This is a genomic window from Nonomuraea sp. NPDC059194 (assembly GCF_042754765.1).
Lineage (GTDB): Bacteria > Actinomycetota > Actinomycetes > Streptosporangiales > Streptosporangiaceae > Nonomuraea.
Map to the genome: position 1 here is coordinate 79,594 of NZ_JBHZBH010000025.1, position 15,924 is coordinate 95,517.

The window sequence follows — 15,924 nt, forward strand, 5'->3', positions numbered from 1 at the left end:
CGCCCGCCGCTGAGGCCGGACGACACGTCACTGGGGGCGGGTGGGCGCGTCCGGCGGCAGGTCGTCGCCGCGCCGCGGCAGGTCCTGGTCGCGCCGCGGCAGGTCTTCTCCTCGCTGCGGCAGGTCTTCGTCGCGTCGCGGCAGGTCTTCGTCGCGCCGCGGCTCGTCGAAGATGTCCATGGGGGCTCGCTCGTCGGCCCGCTCGGCCTCCCGCCGCTCGGCCTTCTTCCTGGACGAGCGGACGAACAGGCCGTCGACGCCGAAGCGGCCCCCGCCGAGCGCCATCAGCAGCAGGCAGCCCGCGGCGAGCGCGCCGACCAGCTCCCAGCCACCCTCCGACACGAAGACGCCCTTGCCGGCGTGCACGAACACCAGCGCGCCCACCATGTCGGCGAACAGGGCGAGCGCCGCCAGCCGGACCAGCGCGCCGATGATCAGGAAGGCGCCGCCCACCAGCTCGGCCGCGGCGGCGAACGTCGCCGACAGCTCCGGCAACGGGACCCCCATCTTGGTGAACATCCCCGTGACCGCGCCGAGCCCGCTCTGCCACTTCTGCCAGCCGTGGGCGACGAAGATCACCCCGATCACCACGCGCGCCACCAGCGCAGCCAGATCGAAAGCTCCTTGTTTCATGGGCCCTATCTCCCCGCCGCCACCTGGCGAAATGCGCAAATAGACCATTCCTTGACTGGATCACTAACAGCGCCAGTGGCAGCATGACGGTATGGAAGAACGCGTGGTCGGCATCGGAGCTGGCGCCAAGGAGCTGGCCACGGAGGACATGATCCTCAACATCGGCCCCCAACACCCCTCGACGCACGGTGTCCTGCGGCTGCGCCTCACCCTCGACGGCGAACGCATCGCCACGGCCGAGCCGATCATCGGCTACATGCACAGGGGCGCGGAGAAGCTGTTCGAGGTCCGCGACTACCGGCAGATCATCATGCTGGCCAACAGGCACGACTGGCTGTCGGCCTTCGCCAACGAACTCGGCGTGGTAATCGCCACCGAACGCATGCTCGGCATGGAGATCCCCGCCCGCGCCGTCTGGACCCGCACCCTGCTGGCCGAGCTCAACAGGGTGCTCTCCCACCTGATGTTCCTCGGCTCCTACCCGCTCGAACTCGGCGCCATCACCCCGATCTTCTACGCCTTCAACGAGCGCGAACGCATCCAGGGCGTCATGGAGGAGATCTCGGGCGGCCGGATGCACTACATGTTCAACCGCGTCGGCGGGCTCAAGGAAGAGCTGCCCGCAGGCTGGCTCGACCGCGTCACCGCGGTCGTCGCCGCCACCCGCGCCAAGGTGCCCGACATCGAGGACCTCATCCTCGGCAACGAGATCTTCCTGGCCCGCACCCGCGGCGTCGGCGTCCTCGACCGCGACACGATCATGCAGTACGGCGTGAGCGGCCCCATCGCCCGAGCCTCGGGCGTCGACTTCGACCTGCGGCGCGACCAGCCGTACCTCGCCTACGGCGAACTGCCCGTCAAGGTCGTCACCCGTACGGCAGGCGACTGCCACGCCCGCTTCGAGGTCCTTCTCGAACAGCTCAAGGTCTCCCTCGACCTGGCCGACGCCTGCGTCGAGCGGCTGCGCGCGCTCCCCCAGGGCCCCATCAACCAGCGCCTGCCCAAGGTGCTGAAGGTGCCCGAGGGCCACACCTACGCCTGGACCGAGAACCCGCTCGGCATCAACGGCTACTACCTGGTCTCCAAGGGCGACAAGACGCCGTGGCGGATGAAGCTGCGCTCGGCCTCCTACAACAACATCCAGGTGCTGCGCGAGATACTGCCAGGGCACCTGGTCGCCGACATGGTCGCGATCCTCGGCTCGATGTTCTTCGTGGTGGGTGACATCGACAAGTGAGGGACAAGTACGTCGACTGGCTGCGCGCGGTCAGCCTCATCACCGTGGTCGTCTGGCACTGGGCCTTCACCATCCTCGTCTGGACGCCCGAGGGCCCCTCCCCGACCAGCCCTCTCGGCTTCACCTCGGGGCTGTGGATCCTCACCTGGCTGTTTCAGGTGCTGCCGCTGTTCTTCTACGTCGGCGGGCACGTCCACCTGCTGTCCTGGCACCGGGCCTGCGAGCGCGGCACCGGCATCGGGGCGTTCGTCTGGCGGCGCATCAAGGCGCTGGCCGTACCCGGCCTCGCCCTGACCGGCGTCTGGTTCGCCATCGGCGCGGCCGTGACCACGCTGTTCGACGTGCCGTGGATGTGGCGGGTCGTGCTGCTCGTGCTCAGCCCGCTGTGGTTCCTCATCGTGTACGTCATGCTGGTCGCGCTGCTGCCCGTCGCGCTGTGGCTGCACCGGCGCTACGACGTGCTCGCCCTCATCTGGCTCGGCGGCGCCGCCCTGGTCGTCGACGTCATCCGGCTGCGCTACCACGTCGAGTGGGTCGGCTGGCTCAACATGATCCTGGTATGGGGTCTGGCCCACCAGGCGGGCTTCTTCTACGACAGGGTCGTCATCCTGCCCCGCCGCTACGACTACGCCATCCTGTGGACCGGCCTGTTCGGGCTGTTCGGCCTGGTCTACTCGGGCCTGTACCCAGGCTCGATGGTCGGCGTGCCCGGCGACAAGCTGTCGAACATGGCCCCGCCCACCTTCGTCATCGTGGCGCTGCTCATCTTCCAGATCGGCCTGGTGGAGGTGCTCAGGCCGACAATGGAGCGGGTACTGGAACGGCCCCGGTGGAAACAGGTCAAGGAGACGGTCAACCGGTTCGCGCTGCCGTTGTTCCTGTTCCACACCACGGGGATGGCGATCGCGCTGGGGGTGTGGTGGGGGCTGTTCGGCTTCCCTTCGGCCGACCCGCGACCGAATCTGATGTGGTGGCTGGAACGGCCCCTCGCCATCATCGGCCCCCTGGTGTTCACCCTCCCGGTCATCTACCTGTTCTCCCGGAGGAAGAAAGCAGACCCCGCCCCCACGCCCTCCTGATCCGCACAACAAATGCATGACAAATGTTGAACGCTGGGCTAGCATCGAAACATGATGGCGAACATCGGATTCAGGGCGACCCCTGACGACGAAAAGATCATCAGGGCGGCCATGCGGGAGGGTGAACGGACCAGCGACGTCATCCGTCGCGCACTCCGCCTCCTTGAGCGCGAGGTCTGGCGCGAGCGGGCATGGGCCGACATGGAACGGCTGGCTGACGAAGATCTCTCCAACGAAGAGGACGCCTGGTGATACGCGGCGCGGTCTACCGGGTCGACTTCGGCGAATCCAAGCGCGGACACGAACAGCGTGGCCGCCGCTACGGGCTCGTCATGAGTCATGCCCCCGACAACTGGAGCGTGGCCACCATCATTCCCACCTCCACCAAAGCTCAGCCCGCCGTGTTTCGACCCAGAATCGACCTGTGCGGGACGCAGACATGCTTCCTCGTCGACCAGATCCGGAGCGTGGACACCGCCTTCATCCACGGCGCGCCGGTCTACTACCTCGGGCGAGACGAGATGGCCGAGATCGAAGAAGCCGTCGAGCTCTACCTCGGTCTCTGAAGCTCGTCCTCGGGGTCCTTGGGGACGCGGCAGGAGTTCTCCAGGTACAGCCCCGCCACCACCAGCACCACGCACGCCACGAACGACCCCGTCGCGACGAAGAACTCCGCGCGCGGCGTCTCCCTGGTCAGCAGCTGGACCGTCGTCAGCGAGAACCCGGCGAAGACGCCAGCGAAGACCGCGCCCGCGTACGCCGAGGCCTTGCCCAGCGCCGCGAGCCGTGCCACGGCCAGCGGCTCGACCGGCTTGGTGTCGGGCTTGCGGGCGATGCGCGCACGCGTCATCCAGCCGCTGTAGAACTCGCCGATCGCCAGCAGCAGCACGGTGGGGATCGCCGTCCACGGCACCAGCGGCAGGTCGGCGTAGAACTGCCTGACGATCAGCCAGGACGCCAGGGCGACGACGACCAGCACGCCTACCAGGACGGCGGGACGGGTCGGAGTCAATCCGGCCCCTGCAGCTTGAGGTCGTCGCGCAGCCGTACGCCCGACTGGTCGAGGCCCGCCAGCAGGTCGGCGACGGGCCCGCGGCCAGGCACCACGGCCGAGGGGTCGGCCTCCGACCACGGCACCAGCACGAAGGCGCGCTCGTGGCAGCGGGGATGCGGCAGCGTCAGGTCGGGGTCGTCGGAGACGACGTCGCCCGCGGTGATGATGTCGACGTCGAGCGTGCGCGGGCCCCAGCGTTCGGCGCGGACCCTGCCGAAGGCGTTCTCGACGCTCTGCGCGCGGTCGAGGAGGGTTTCGGGGGTCAGCTTGGACTCGGCGATGACGACCGCGTTGAGATACGGCTTCTGGTCGTCGGGGCCGCCGACGGGATCGGTCTCGTAGACCGGCGAGACCGCGACGAAACGCAGCCCCGGCGCGTCGAACAGCGAGTCGATCGCATCCTGGAGGGTCTGGAACCGGCTTCCGAGGTTGCTGCCGAGTGCGAGGACGACTTTCATGCACGGCTCCGCAGGATCGTGACGGCCACGTCGTCGAAGGGCAACGGGATCGGGGCCGACGGCTTGTGCACCGTGATCTCGGCCGCCCGCACGATCTCGCTGGCCAGGCAGAGCTCGGCCAGCCGCTCGGCGAGGGTCTCGATCAGGTTGACCGGCTCACCTTCGACGATCTTCGTCAGGTCCTGGGCCAGCTCGCCGTAGTGGACGGTGCGGGTGACGTCGTCGGCGTCGGCCGCGGGCCTGGTGTCGAGGAACAGCGTCGCGTCGATCACGAACTCCTGGCCGAGCTCGCGTTCGGCGGGCAGCACTCCGTGGCGGCCCCGCGCGCGCAGCCCCTTGAGGGTGATCCGGTCAGCGGTCACGTTCGGCTTCCTCCTCCTCGTCCTCGTCGTCGACCTGCAGCACGGGCGAGCCATGGTGCATCCACAGCCGCCAGCCCTTGCCCGACCGCACATAGACGTTGCTGGCCACGACCTTGCCCGCGGCGAAGCTGGCCTCACCCTCCTCGCCCGCGGTCAGGATGTTCTCCACGCAGGTCAGGATCGCCAGATCGCCCAGCACGGTCGTCTGCACATCGGTGAGCACGAACTGGATGTAGGTCGTGTTGGCCATGATGAGCGCCCACGAGCGCAGCACCTCGGCCCTGCCCGCCAGCATCGACCAGCCCGGGTGCACGCACGTGACGCGGCCTTCGAGTGTGTCTTCGGCCCAGATCTCGGTCATCTTGTCGAGGTCGGCGTCTTCGATCGCGGTGTAGAACGCCTGGTTGATCGTCTCGATCGCCACGGTGTCGACACTCATCGGCCGGCTCCTCGCTTCCAGGCGGCCGCCACGCGGACGGCGTCGGCGTTGGGACCCACCTCGTGCACCCGCACGCACCACGCGCCCGCCTGCGCGGCCAGCGCCGTCACCGCGGTGGTGGCGTGGTCGCTGCGGCCGAACGGGCGCGCGGCGCCGTCGGCGTCGGCCAGCAGCCTGCCGAGGAACCGTTTGCGCGAGGCCCCGATCAGCAGCGGGAAGCCCAGCTCGGCCAGCTTGTCGATGCCGGCCAGCAGCGCCCAGTTGTGCTCGGCGTTCTTGGCGAAACCCAGCCCTGGATCCAGCACGATCTGGCTCTCGGCGACGCCCTCGGCCAGCACCAGCGCGACCCGCTTGGCCAGCTCCTCGCGCACCTCGGCGACGACGTCGGAGTAGATCGCCCTGCGCTCCATGTCGTGGCTGTGGCCCCGCCAGTGCATCACGACGTAAGGAACGCCGGTCGCGGCCACCACCCTCGGCATGTCGGGGTCGGCCAGGCCGCCGCTGACGTCGTTGACGAGTGCGGCGCCCGCCTCGACCGCCGCCTTCGCGACCTCGGCGCGCATCGTGTCGACGCTCACCGTGACGCCCTCGGCGGTCAGCGCGCGGATCACCGGGACGACCCTGGCCAGCTCCTCCTCCTGCGACACCCGCGCGGCGCCCGGCCTGGTGGACTCGCCGCCGACATCGACCAGGTCGGCGCCCTCCTCGACCAGCTCGAGACCGTGGTGGACGGCGGCGCGCTCGTCGAACCACAGGCCGCCGTCGGAGAAGGAGTCAGGCGTCACGTTGACCACGCCCATGACGAGGCAGCGCTCCTCAACTGGCAGCCCCATCTTCATATCCCCAAGCCTAGGTGTATCACTCGTGTCGTCTCCCCGCCGGGTCTCCCCTTGTGGATAACGATCTGGTCCGTCACCCACCCCGGCCACGCGCGCTCGGTGACGCGTATCCCTCGACAGACGCCGGCCACGTGCGGTGGGCGGCGCCTGTCCAGGCTTGCCGTACAGGGGAGAAAAAGGGTCAGCGACCCAGAATGAGGGCCATCGCCTCGGCGCGGGTCTTGTCGCTGGTGCGGAAGTCGCCGCGCACCGCGGACGTCATGGTCTTAGCGCCCGGCTTGCGGACCCCGCGCATGGTCATGCACAGGTGCTCGCACTCCAGCACCACGATCACGCCGCGCGGCTCCAGCACCCGCATGAGCGAGTCGGCGATCTGCGAGGTCATCCGCTCCTGCACCTGCGGCCGTCTGGCGAAGACGTCGACCAGCCGGGCCAGCTTCGACAGCCCCGTCACCTGCCCCTTGTCGTTGGGGATGTAGCCGACGTGGGCCAGCCCGTAGAACGGGACGAGATGGTGCTCGCAGGTCGAATAGACCTCGATGTCGCGAACCAGGATCATCTCATCGTGGTCGACGTCGAACACCTTGTTCAGCACGTCCTCGGGGCTCTGGTTCAGCCCCGAGAACTGCTCGGCGTACGCGCGGGCCACCCGGGCCGGGGTGTCGAGCAGGCCGTCACGGTCGGGATCCTCGCCGATGGCGTAGAGGATCTCTCGGACGGCCTTCTCGATCCGAGCGTGGTCGACGTCGCGCGGCTTCACGCACCCTCGCCAGAGGGGAGAGCGTGCTCGGCGTGACCACCGGTCAGCGCGCCGTTGCCGGACTGCTCCTTCGGCGTCAGCACCGGCGGGCGGTCCGAGGGGAGCCGCTTGCCGTAACCCGCGTAGGACGGGCGGTGCTCCTTGACGACGACAGGAGCGAAGATCTCGAGCACCTGGTCGCGGGAGAGGGTCTCCTTCTCCATGAGCTCGAGCACCAGGTTGTCGAGGACCTCGCGGTACTCCACGAGGATGTCCCAGGCCTGGTCGTGCGCCGTCTCGATCATCCGGCGCACCTCCTCGTCGATCGTGGACGCGATCTTCTCGGAGTAGTCGCGCTCGTGGCCCATCTCACGGCCCAGGAAGACCTCGGCCTGCCCGCTGCCGAACTTGCGGGCGCCGAGCTGCTCGCTCATGCCGTACTCGGTGACCATGCGGCGGGCGACGGCGGTGGCCTTCTCGATGTCGTTGGAGGCGCCGGTGGTGGGCTCGTGGAAGACGAGCTCCTCCGCCGCGCGGCCGCCGAGCAGCATCGCGAGCTGGTCCATCATCTCCGACCGCGTGGCGAGGAACTTGTCCTCCATCGGCAGGGTCATGGTGTAGCCGAGCGCGCGGCCACGGGAGAGAATCGTGATCTTGTGCACGGGGTCGCTGTTGGGCAGCGCATGCGCCACGAGCGCGTGACCGCCCTCGTGGTAGGCGATCATCTTCTTCTCCTTGTCCGACATGACCCGGGTCTTGCGCTCCGGGCCCGCCATGACGCGGTCGATCGCTTCCTCGAGGGTGTCCATCGAGATCAGCTTCTGGTCGGCGCGCGCGGTGAGCAGCGCCGCCTCGTTGATCACGTTCGCCAGGTCGGCGCCGGTGAAGCCCGGCGTACGGCGGGCGATGACGTCGAGGTCGACCTCGGGCGCGAACGGCTTGCCGCGGCCGTGGACCTTGAGGATGCCCTTACGGCCCTCCAGGTCGGGACGGTCGACGGTGACCTGCCGGTCGAAGCGACCCGGGCGCAGCAGCGCGGGGTCGAGGATGTCGGGCCGGTTCGTCGCGGCGATGAGGATCACGCCGCCCTTGACGTCGAAGCCGTCCATCTCGACGAGCAGCTGGTTCAGCGTCTGCTCGCGCTCGTCGTGGCCACCGCCGAGGCCTGCGCCACGGTGCCGGCCGACGGCGTCGATCTCGTCGATGAAGATGATCGCCGGGGCGTTCGCCTTCGCCTGCTCGAACAGGTCGCGGACGCGGCTGGCGCCCACACCCACGAACATCTCGACGAAGTCGGAGCCGGAGATGGAGTAGAACGGCACGCCCGCCTCACCCGCGACCGCGCGGGCGAGCAGGGTCTTGCCGGTGCCGGGCGGGCCGTACAGCAGCACGCCCTTGGGAATCTTGGCGCCGATCGCCTGGAACTTGGCCGGAGCCTGCAGGAACTCCTTGATCTCCTGCAGTTCCTCGATGGCCTCGTCCGCGCCTGCGACGTCGGCGAACGTCGTCTTGGGGGTGTCCTTGGTGATCAGCTTCGCCTTGGACTTGCCGAAGTTCATCACCCGGCTGCCGCCGCCCTGCATCTGGTTCATGATGAACAGGAAGATCAGCACGATGAAGACGATCGGCAGGAAGCTGACGAGGAGCCCGAGCAGGAAGTTCTCCTGCGGCACCTCGACGTTGAAACCGTTCTTGAGCTTGCCGGCCTGATCCTGCTTCTCCAGCTCGCCGACGAGCTGAACGCCCTGCCCCGCCACCCAGCTCGACTGGATGCGGTTGGTGGAGACGTCGCCCACCTTGACGGGGCTGTTGAGAGTGAGCTCGATGCGCTGGTCCTTGTCGACGACCTTCGCATTGGCAACATTGCCGTCGCGGATCTGCTTGAGCACCGTGGACGTGTCGGCAGTCTTGAAGTTGCCGTCACCGCTCCACATAGTGGTGACAAGCAGGAGCAGCACGACGATGCCCAGGATCCACAGCAGTGGCCCACGTGTAAATCGCTTGAGATCCATCCGATGCGGAACCCCTGCGGGCCCGTCCCTTCCTGACCATGGCCTGGAACCCCGGAACCATCCGGGGCTGCGGCATCCGACACCGCTCCTACTGACTACCCGAGGGCGACACGCGGTCACCCCCTCGGTGTCAGAAGGTACACCGGGGGAGGCGCAGGGTCACTGCCCGCTCCTCCGGCCTTGCCCTACCAACGTACGTCAGGTGGCTCGATGTTCCCTGCGGTTCGTCGTCTGTCAACCGTTGTAGACGTGTGGGGCCAGTGTCCCGATGAACGGAAGGTTGCGGTAGCGCTCCGCGTAGTCGAGGCCGTAGCCGATGACGAACTCGTTGGGAATGTCGAAACCGACGTACTTCACCTCGATCGGCACCTTGATGGCGTCGGGCTTGCGCAGCGCCGTGCAGATCTCCAGCGAGGCGGGGTTGCGCGACCTGAGGTTGTCGAGCAGCCAGCTCAGCGTCAGGCCCGAGTCGATGATGTCCTCGACGATCAGCACGTGGCGGTTGATGATGTCGGTGTCGAGGTCCTTCAGGATCCGCACGACACCCGACGACTTGGTGCCCGCGCCGTAGGAGGAGACCGCCATCCAGTCGGTCTGCACGGACAGGTGCAGCGCCCTGGCCAGGTCGGCCACCACCATCACCGCGCCCTTGAGCACGCCGACGAGCAGCAGGTCCTTGCCTGAGTAGTCTTCGTCGATCTGAGCCGCCAGCTCCTTGATCTTCGCCTGGAGCTCGTCTTCGGAGATGAGGACCTTCTCGAGGTCCTTGCCCATGTCGGCTGCGTCCACCTGGGTGTCCTTACGCTTGGTTCGCGGGCGCTTGGTTGTCTTGCGCGGGGTTGTCTTGCGCGGGGTTGTCTTGCGCGGGGTTGTCTTGCGCGGGGTTGTCTTGCGCGGGGTTGTCTTGCGCGGGGTTGTCTTGCGCGGGGGCGAACACAAGGGTGCCATACCGTCGAACCACGCCAACTCCCCCGGGTAGGTCCGCCCTCCCCTGCCCTCGCCAGGCCGTGATCAGCCGGTCCACCGCCATCACGTGGCCCGCCGACAGCGCTCCCGAGGGCGCGCCCGCGGCGATCGCCGCCCGCCGCACCACCCGCCGCCGCACGGCGGCGGGAAGACCTTCCAGCCCCGGTACGGCAAGCGTCACGGCTGCCCCGATATCGCTAAGAGCGCAATCGGTGAAGGCCTTCGCGGCCCATTCGTCAAGGGCGTCGGAATCGTCCCGTGCCAGATCGGCGGTCCTCGCGAGCGCCTGGGCGACGCCGGGGCCGAGCTCCTTCTCCAGCACGGGCAGGACCCTCGTGCGCACCTTCACCCTCGTGTAGCGGGCGTCGGCGTTGTGCGGGTCGTCCCAGACGTCGAGGCCGAGCGCGGCGCACGCGTTCTCGGTGGTGTCCCTGCCCAGGTGGAGGAACGGCCTGCGGTAGCGACCCGCGCGTTCGGCCATTCCCGACAGCGACCTCGGGCCGCTGCCCCTCGCCAGGCCGAGCAGGACGGTCTCGGCCTGGTCGTCGCGGGTGTGGGCCAGCAGGACGGCCCCGGCGCCCAGCCGGTCGGCCGCCGCGGCGAGCGCGGTGTAGCGGGCGTCGCGGGCGGCGGCCTCGGGGCCGCCTGCCGTACCGACGTCGACGGTGAGGACCTCGACGGGGTCCAGGCCCCACGCCTTCGCGGTGTCGGCGACCTTGACCGCCCTGTCCTTCGAGCCGTCCTGGAGCTGGTGGTCGACGGTGAGGAGGCCGGCACGGATGTTCGCCCTCGGCGCAACGAAAGCCAGGGCGGCGGCCAGCGCCAGCGAGTCCGCGCCGCCGCTGCAGGCCGCCAGGACGAGGTCGCCGGGGCTCAGGTCGGCCAGTGTCTCCCGTACGGCTCGCCGTACGTCCGCGACGGCGGGGTGTGGACCCATGCCCCCCATTCTCCCGCCCCGGCCATCGACGAACGCCCGCGCCGCCGGAGACGGTCGGCGCGGGGAGAGGGCCGTGGCGGGTCAGGCCTCGGGTTCGGGGGCCTGGGCCGGGATGGAGGGCGGGGTCCGCGGGACGACGCGGGCGATCCAGCGGTCCGGCTCGGCGATCTCGTCCGACATCGGCAGCGTCTCGGGCGAGGTCCACACCCGGTTGAAGCCGTCCATCCCCACCTTGCCGACCACGTGACGCACGAACGCCGACCCCTCGGCGTACTGCTTCATCTTCATCTCGAGGCCCAGCAGCTTGCGCACCGTGCGGTCCAGGCGCGAGACCCCCTCGCGGCGCTGGCTGAACTTCGCCCTGATGTCGGCCACGGACGGCACCACACTCGGTCCGACCGCGTCCATCACGAAGTCGCCGTGCCCCTCCAGCAGCGTCATCACCGCGGTGATCCGGTCGAGGATCTCCTTCTGCTCCGGCGTCTGGATCACGTCGATGAGGTTGCCGTCGCCGGTGCCGCGCACCACGTCGGCCACGGTGTCGGCGGCGGCGCGCAGCCGTTCGAGCAGGGTGGTCAGGTCGAGGTCGGAGGCGAGCAGGAAGTCGGTCATCTGCGACCTGACGTACTCACGCAGCCACGGCACCCCGGTGAACTGCACCCGGTGGGTCTCCTCGTGGAGGCAGACCCACAGGCGGAAGTCGCGCGGGTGGACGCCCATCTCGCGCTCCGCGTTGACGATGTTGGGCGCGACGAGGGTGAGGCGGCCGATGGGCTCGCGTCCCGCCGGGTCCGGCGGGAGGAACAGCTCGTACTGCCCGAGCACCCGCGAGGCGAGGAAGGCGAGCACGGCGCCCACCTCGACGCCGGTGATGCGGGAGCCCACGGCGCTGACGATGGCGGGCGGCGGGTTGCCGCGGTTGGCCATCCGCTCGGTGAGCGGTTCGAGCACGACACGGAAGCCCTCGACGTTCGCCCTGATCCAGCCGGGCCTGTCGACGATGGTGGCGGGCTGCGGCGGCGTGGCCGCGTCTATCTTGGTGAACTCGCGGACGTGGCCCTCAGCCTCTCGCGAGAGCGTTCGCAGTTCGGTGACGGCGTGGCGGGCCTCCTCACGACTCACCTGTGGTCCGGGGCGCACCAGGCGCGTTCCGGTGGAGACGGCCAGATCCCAGTCGATCACCTGCATACCGTCCACCGTACGTGGTCCGCTCGGTGGCTGCGAAGAACTGACCCGCGGCCTCGGTTTCCGTCGAGTCAGGAGCGGGCGACGATGGCGGCGAGGCGGTCGAGGACGGGTTCGGCGGTGTAGGGGACCTTGTCGGCCATGAAGGCGAAGGTGACCAGCCGCCCCGCGCGGGTGGTGGCGAAGCCCGCGAGCGTGTTGACGTGGTTGAGGGTGCCGGTCTTGCCGCGGACCAGCCCGACCTCGGCCTTGCTGTCCGCGCTGGTGAAGCGGTGGCCGAGCGTGCCGGTGAACCCGGCGATGGGCATGCCGGACAGCAGGGGCCGCAGCGCCGGGTCCTTGGCGGAGATGGCCAGCAGGCGGGCCATGGCGTCGGCGCTGATCCGGTTCTTGATGGACAGCCCCGACCCGTCGGAGACCATGACGCCCTTGTCGCCGCCCAGCCGCTTGAGCACCGACTGTACGGCGCGCGAGGCGCCCTCGAAGGAGCCCGGCAGGCCCTCCTTGATGGCCACGTGCCTGGCCAGCGCCTCGGCGAGGTCGTTGTCGCTGCGCGTCAGCGTGCGTTCGACGAGCGCGTAGACGGGAGCCGATTCGACCGAGGCGATCGGGGCGGCGCCGGGAGTCGCCTTGGCGGGGCGGACCGACTTGCCGACGCCGATGCCGTACTTGCCGAGGGTTCTGGCGAACGCGGAGGCCGCGAAGGCGGCCGGGTCGCCGACGCGCGGGCTGGAGGACGCCGGGTTCAGGCGACCCGCGTCGATCGCCAGCGCGCGGACGGGGGCGACCTCGCCGTCGGGGATGTAGTTGGTCTTCCAGCCGGGCGCGGAGGTGTCGCCGGTGAACAGGGACGCGTCGTAGGACAGCGTCACCTTGGTGACGCCCGAGGCCTTGAGCGCGGCGGCGGTGCGGGAGGCGAGCTGGACCAGCGACGCCTGCTTGGGATAGGCGCCTGGCTTGGCCGACGGCCCGGCCAGCGTCGGGTCGCCGCCGCCGACGAGGATGATCGTGCCGCGCTTCGGGCCCTGGACGACGGAGGTCGTCAGGCGGGCGTCGGGGCCGAGGGAGGCGAGCGCGACGGCGCAGGTCACCACCTTGGTGGTGGAGGCGGGGGTGATGCCGGTGGCGGCGTCCGCGGCGAAGATCTGCTGACCTGTCGCGGCGTCGATGACGACCGCGCCGACCCTGTCGCCAAGCGCATCGTCACCCAGCGCGTCGGTGAGTCTCGCCGCCAAAGTACCCTTGGTGGGGAGAGGTCCGTCTCCACCCGTGGCCAGCACCGGCCCCGAGGTGACCACAGGGACGGGCGAAGGTTTTGCCGGCTCGCTCGGAAGTGGCTCAGGCCTCGTCAGCGCGCCCAGGCTGAAGTCGTTCGTCATCGCGTAAGCGCCGATGGTGATCGTCACCGCCTGGAGCATGGCGAGAGTGGTCAACGCCACCCACCGCTCGCGCCGCACCACGTCGCCGACCTCTCTCTCAGTTCGCCTACGAGACATTAACGCCCAACCGGGGGTACCCGGGGGCTCGAGCGGAGGAACCGCGGTGGAGTTCGACGTTGTCGTTGAAATTCCGAAGGGACAACGGAACAAGTACGAAGTGGACCACGAGACCGGCAAGATCAGGCTTGACCGGCTGCTGTTCACCTCCACGCAGTACCCCGCCGACTACGGCTTCATCGAGAACACCCTCGGTGAGGACGGCGACCCGCTCGACGCCCTGGTGCTGTTGCAGGAGCCGACCTTCCCCGGCTGCTACATCACCTGCCGCGCGGTCGGCATGTTCCGCATGACCGACGAGAAGGGCGGCGACGACAAGGTTCTGTGCGTGCCGTCCACGGACCCCCGGATGGAGCACATTCGCGACATCCACCACGTCGCCGAGTTCGACCGCCTGGAGATCCAGCACTTCTTCGAGGTGTACAAGGACCTCGAGCCGGGCAAGTCGGTCGAGGGCGCCAACTGGGTGGGCCGGGTCGAGGCCGAGGCCGAGATCGAGCGTTCGTTCCAGCGGCTGAAGGACCAGGGCCACACCGCTCACTGATCGCCACTCTCGCGGGGCGCGGGGTTTCGTGTCTCACGGAACCTCTCGTCTGCGCGGCTCTCCGAGCCTCAGCGGGGACGGGTCGCACCGACCAGGTCCCTGCGCCACATGGAGGCGACGCGGACCACGTCTCCCGTCTGGGGAGCGTGCACCATCATGCCTTTCCCGACGAAGATGCCCACGTGATGGATGTCGCCGGGATTGCTGGTGACTCTGCCGTAGAACAGCAGGTCACCTCGTTGAAGCTGGTTCAGCGGGATGTGCGGGCCAGAGGTCCACTGGGTGCCGGTCCAGTGGTCGATCCGCACTCCCACCTTCTCCCAGGCCCTCATCGTCAGCCCCGAGCAGTCGTAGCTCGACGGCCCGTCGGCCGCCCACACGTACGGCTTGCCGAGCTGGGAGAGCGCCCAGTTGGCGGCGATGTCCCCGGCCGCGCCGCCTGAGGACATCCATCTGGCCGCCGACCCTCCGACGCGTCCCATCCTGGATCGTTCCAGCGCCGCCGCCCGCTGTCTGGCCAGCCGTTGCGCCTGGGTGCGGGCCGCGTCGACGCGTTTTTCCAGCGCGGCCTTCTCGGCCTCGATCTGCTCGGTCTCGCGCTGCTGTCTGTCCACCGCGGCCTCGGCCGCCGCCTTGGCCTGCTCGGCCAGCGCCGCGGCCTGTTCCTGCTCGTTGTAGGCATCGGCGGCCTGCGCTCGCAGCACGGCCGCCACCTGTTGGGTGTCGCGCACCTGTTTCAGCTTCTCGGTCTGCTCATGGCCGATGGATTCGAGCATCGCCGTCCTGTGCAGATAGCCCTCGAACCCGGCGCCGCCGCTGAACAGGCTGACCATGGGGTTGCTGAGATCCATGCCGCTGTAGGACTGGGCCGCCAGCAACGAGACGGCCGCCTTGGTCTCGTTCACCTTGGCCTCGGCCGCCTCCAGCCGTTCCATGGCGATGGCGTGCCGCTGCCGCTTCTCGGCCAGCCGTACTTGCTGGCCGTTGTAGGCCTCCACGAGACGGCCCGCGCCGGCGGCCAGGTCGTCCAGGCGGGTGTTGGCGGTGGCCAGCCGTACGCTGGCCGCGCCCAACGCCTTCGCCCTCGCCTGTACGGCGGCGCGCGCCCTGGCGACCTCTGCCGCGGATGGCGCGGGTTCGGCTGCCGCCGGTGGGCACGTCGCCACCACCAGACAGCAGGCGAGCACCAGCCGTGTCTTGACGGTGTGCATAAGGTACTCCCTTGCGCATGCGTCGTCACTCTATGCACACGATTCCCACTAGTCACTCTCCGCACACATGAAGCTCACGTACCGTGATCATCGCAGGCGAAACAGGCGTTCTATCCACGGGCGGAGGCCCGTTGAGGCAGGTACCGCCCCTCGCGGATAGGCGAAGACAGGGGCCTCGCTCCCATACGCAGCGTGAAGTTCGGCGGCCTTGCACCAGTCGGCGGTGACGCGCGCGGCGGCCCACGCGGCGGCTATCGCGGGACGCGCCTCGGGATGCCGGTCGTAGGTCTGCAAGAGGGTCATTGTGGCGTGGGCGGCCTGGTGGCCGACGCGAGGATAGGCGGCGCCCGCGAGGTAGGGGGCGGTGACCCTGCCGCCGTAGGAGGTTCCGAGCACCCAGGTCCAGTCGGCGACGACGAGCGCGAGGACCTGGTCGGGTACGGCGGCGGCGGCGCCGTACATGCGCTCCTGGCGGGGGCCGGTCAGCCTGCGCCTGGTCCACAGCCAGTCGAGGTCGGCGGGCTGGTCGCCGAGGGCCAGCCACGAGAGGGTGGCCAGGGAGCGCGCGGTGAGCAGGCGGGACAGGTCGAGCACATCCCGCAGCATGCGGGGACCAGGGTCGAGCCAGGTCGGCCAGTCGACCTCATGGATGCGGGGCACCAGGTCGGCCAGTTCCCCTGGGACGGGAAGCGGGCAGACCCGATGCCCCTTGACGGTGAAGCGCTCCACCGGG

General features: G+C 69.2%; 19 protein-coding genes and 1 pseudogene. 6 read left to right on the forward strand and 14 right to left on the reverse strand.

What is annotated here, in order from left to right; all coding sequences use genetic code 11:
* Positions 1-27: 27 nt before the first annotated feature.
* Entirely contained in the window at positions 28-633 is a 606-nt protein-coding gene (locus ACFXJ8_RS27755; protein WP_379646903.1) for a DoxX family protein, read from the reverse strand.
* Between the two features lie 91 nt (positions 634-724).
* Here ACFXJ8_RS27755 and ACFXJ8_RS27760 point away from each other — a divergent pair, with 91 nt between their 5' ends.
* Genes ACFXJ8_RS27760 through ACFXJ8_RS27775 form a run of 4 tightly spaced genes read left to right on the forward strand, consistent with a single transcriptional unit; the run spans position 725 to position 3,515 of the window.
* The gene (locus ACFXJ8_RS27760) at positions 725-1,870 is read left to right on the forward strand and encodes an NADH-quinone oxidoreductase subunit D (RefSeq protein WP_379646904.1); all 1,146 of its coding nucleotides are present in this window, start codon (positions 725-727) and stop codon (positions 1,868-1,870) included.
* Positions 1,867-2,949 (forward strand): acyltransferase, encoded by a 1,083-nt coding sequence (locus ACFXJ8_RS27765; RefSeq protein WP_379646905.1) that lies wholly within the window; start codon positions 1,867-1,869, stop codon positions 2,947-2,949. Before ACFXJ8_RS27760 ends, ACFXJ8_RS27765 begins: the two co-directional genes overlap by 4 nt.
* Positions 2,950-3,000: 51 nt before the next feature.
* Positions 3,001-3,201 carry a hypothetical protein gene (locus ACFXJ8_RS27770; protein WP_379646906.1) on the forward strand — a complete coding sequence of 67 codons (201 nt, stop codon included), beginning with the start codon at positions 3,001-3,003 and terminating at the stop codon, positions 3,199-3,201.
* Entirely contained in the window at positions 3,198-3,515 is a 318-nt protein-coding gene (locus ACFXJ8_RS27775) for a type II toxin-antitoxin system PemK/MazF family toxin (protein ID WP_379646907.1), read from the forward strand. The genes ACFXJ8_RS27770 and ACFXJ8_RS27775 overlap by 4 nt, the downstream gene beginning before the upstream one ends.
* Here the strand turns inward: ACFXJ8_RS27775 and ACFXJ8_RS27780 are convergent.
* From ACFXJ8_RS27780 to hpt, 8 genes are all read right to left on the reverse strand, one after another.
* Entirely contained in the window at positions 3,500-3,961 is a 462-nt protein-coding gene (locus ACFXJ8_RS27780) for a DUF3180 domain-containing protein (RefSeq protein WP_379646908.1), read from the reverse strand. The genes ACFXJ8_RS27775 and ACFXJ8_RS27780 overlap by 16 nt on opposite strands.
* Positions 3,958-4,461: a 2-amino-4-hydroxy-6-hydroxymethyldihydropteridine diphosphokinase gene (gene folK, locus ACFXJ8_RS27785; protein WP_379646909.1), complete on the reverse strand. Its 504-nt coding sequence runs from the start codon at positions 4,459-4,461 to the stop codon at positions 3,958-3,960. Before folK ends, ACFXJ8_RS27780 begins: the two co-directional genes overlap by 4 nt.
* Positions 4,458-4,823, reverse strand: coding sequence for a dihydroneopterin aldolase (gene folB / locus ACFXJ8_RS27790; protein ID WP_379646910.1), 366 nt, complete (start codon positions 4,821-4,823; stop codon positions 4,458-4,460). Before folB ends, folK begins: the two co-directional genes overlap by 4 nt.
* Positions 4,813-5,262, reverse strand: a complete 450-nt coding sequence (locus tag ACFXJ8_RS27795) for a nuclear transport factor 2 family protein (RefSeq protein WP_379646911.1) — start codon at positions 5,260-5,262, stop codon at positions 4,813-4,815. The genes folB and ACFXJ8_RS27795 overlap by 11 nt, the downstream gene beginning before the upstream one ends.
* Positions 5,259-6,062, reverse strand: a complete 804-nt coding sequence (gene folP, locus ACFXJ8_RS27800; RefSeq protein ID WP_379646961.1) for a dihydropteroate synthase — start codon at positions 6,060-6,062, stop codon at positions 5,259-5,261. Before folP ends, ACFXJ8_RS27795 begins: the two co-directional genes overlap by 4 nt.
* A gap of 220 nt (positions 6,063-6,282) precedes the next feature.
* Complete coding sequence (gene folE, locus ACFXJ8_RS27805; protein WP_379646912.1) at positions 6,283-6,861, reverse strand: GTP cyclohydrolase I FolE; 579 nt, start codon at positions 6,859-6,861, stop codon at positions 6,283-6,285.
* Positions 6,858-8,852, reverse strand: a complete 1,995-nt coding sequence (gene ftsH, locus ACFXJ8_RS27810; RefSeq protein WP_379646913.1) for an ATP-dependent zinc metalloprotease FtsH — start codon at positions 8,850-8,852, stop codon at positions 6,858-6,860. The genes folE and ftsH overlap by 4 nt, the downstream gene beginning before the upstream one ends.
* A 234-nt stretch (positions 8,853-9,086) precedes the next feature.
* Entirely contained in the window at positions 9,087-9,641 is a 555-nt protein-coding gene (gene hpt / locus ACFXJ8_RS27815; protein WP_379646914.1) for a hypoxanthine phosphoribosyltransferase, read from the reverse strand.
* On the opposite strand from hpt, the gene ACFXJ8_RS27820 reads away from it, so the two are divergent.
* Positions 9,625-9,831, forward strand: coding sequence for a pentapeptide repeat-containing protein (locus tag ACFXJ8_RS27820; protein ID WP_379646915.1), 207 nt, complete (start codon positions 9,625-9,627; stop codon positions 9,829-9,831). The two genes, hpt and ACFXJ8_RS27820, sit on opposite strands and share 17 nt — an antisense overlap.
* Here ACFXJ8_RS27820 and tilS read toward each other — a convergent pair.
* From tilS to dacB, 3 genes and pseudogenes are all read right to left on the reverse strand, one after another.
* A pseudogene (gene tilS / locus ACFXJ8_RS27825) lies at positions 9,787-10,755 on the reverse strand (tRNA lysidine(34) synthetase TilS); the annotation flags it as partial. The gene ACFXJ8_RS27820 and the pseudogene tilS overlap by 45 nt on opposite strands.
* Before the next feature lie 81 nt (positions 10,756-10,836).
* Positions 10,837-11,943 carry a zinc-dependent metalloprotease gene (locus tag ACFXJ8_RS27830; RefSeq protein WP_379646916.1) on the reverse strand — a complete coding sequence of 369 codons (1,107 nt, stop codon included), beginning with the start codon at positions 11,941-11,943 and terminating at the stop codon, positions 10,837-10,839.
* Between the two features lie 68 nt (positions 11,944-12,011).
* Complete coding sequence (gene dacB, locus ACFXJ8_RS27835; protein WP_379646917.1) at positions 12,012-13,400, reverse strand: D-alanyl-D-alanine carboxypeptidase/D-alanyl-D-alanine-endopeptidase; 1,389 nt, start codon at positions 13,398-13,400, stop codon at positions 12,012-12,014.
* Between the two features lie 82 nt (positions 13,401-13,482).
* Here dacB and ACFXJ8_RS27840 point away from each other — a divergent pair, with 82 nt between their 5' ends.
* On the forward strand, positions 13,483-13,980 hold the full coding sequence (locus ACFXJ8_RS27840) for an inorganic diphosphatase (RefSeq protein ID WP_379646918.1): 498 nt from the start codon (positions 13,483-13,485) through the stop codon (positions 13,978-13,980).
* A 68-nt stretch (positions 13,981-14,048) separates the two neighbouring features.
* Here the strand turns inward: ACFXJ8_RS27840 and ACFXJ8_RS27845 are convergent, their stop codons facing one another.
* Together ACFXJ8_RS27845 and ACFXJ8_RS27850 are read right to left on the reverse strand one after the other, a co-directional pair.
* A complete protein-coding gene (locus tag ACFXJ8_RS27845; RefSeq protein ID WP_379646919.1) occupies positions 14,049-15,191 on the reverse strand; it encodes an NlpC/P60 family protein in 1,143 nt (380 codons plus the stop codon).
* 87 nt (positions 15,192-15,278) lie between these two features.
* Positions 15,279-15,920 (reverse strand): hypothetical protein, encoded by a 642-nt coding sequence (locus ACFXJ8_RS27850; RefSeq protein ID WP_379646920.1) that lies wholly within the window; start codon positions 15,918-15,920, stop codon positions 15,279-15,281.
* Positions 15,921-15,924 lie beyond the last annotated feature (4 nt).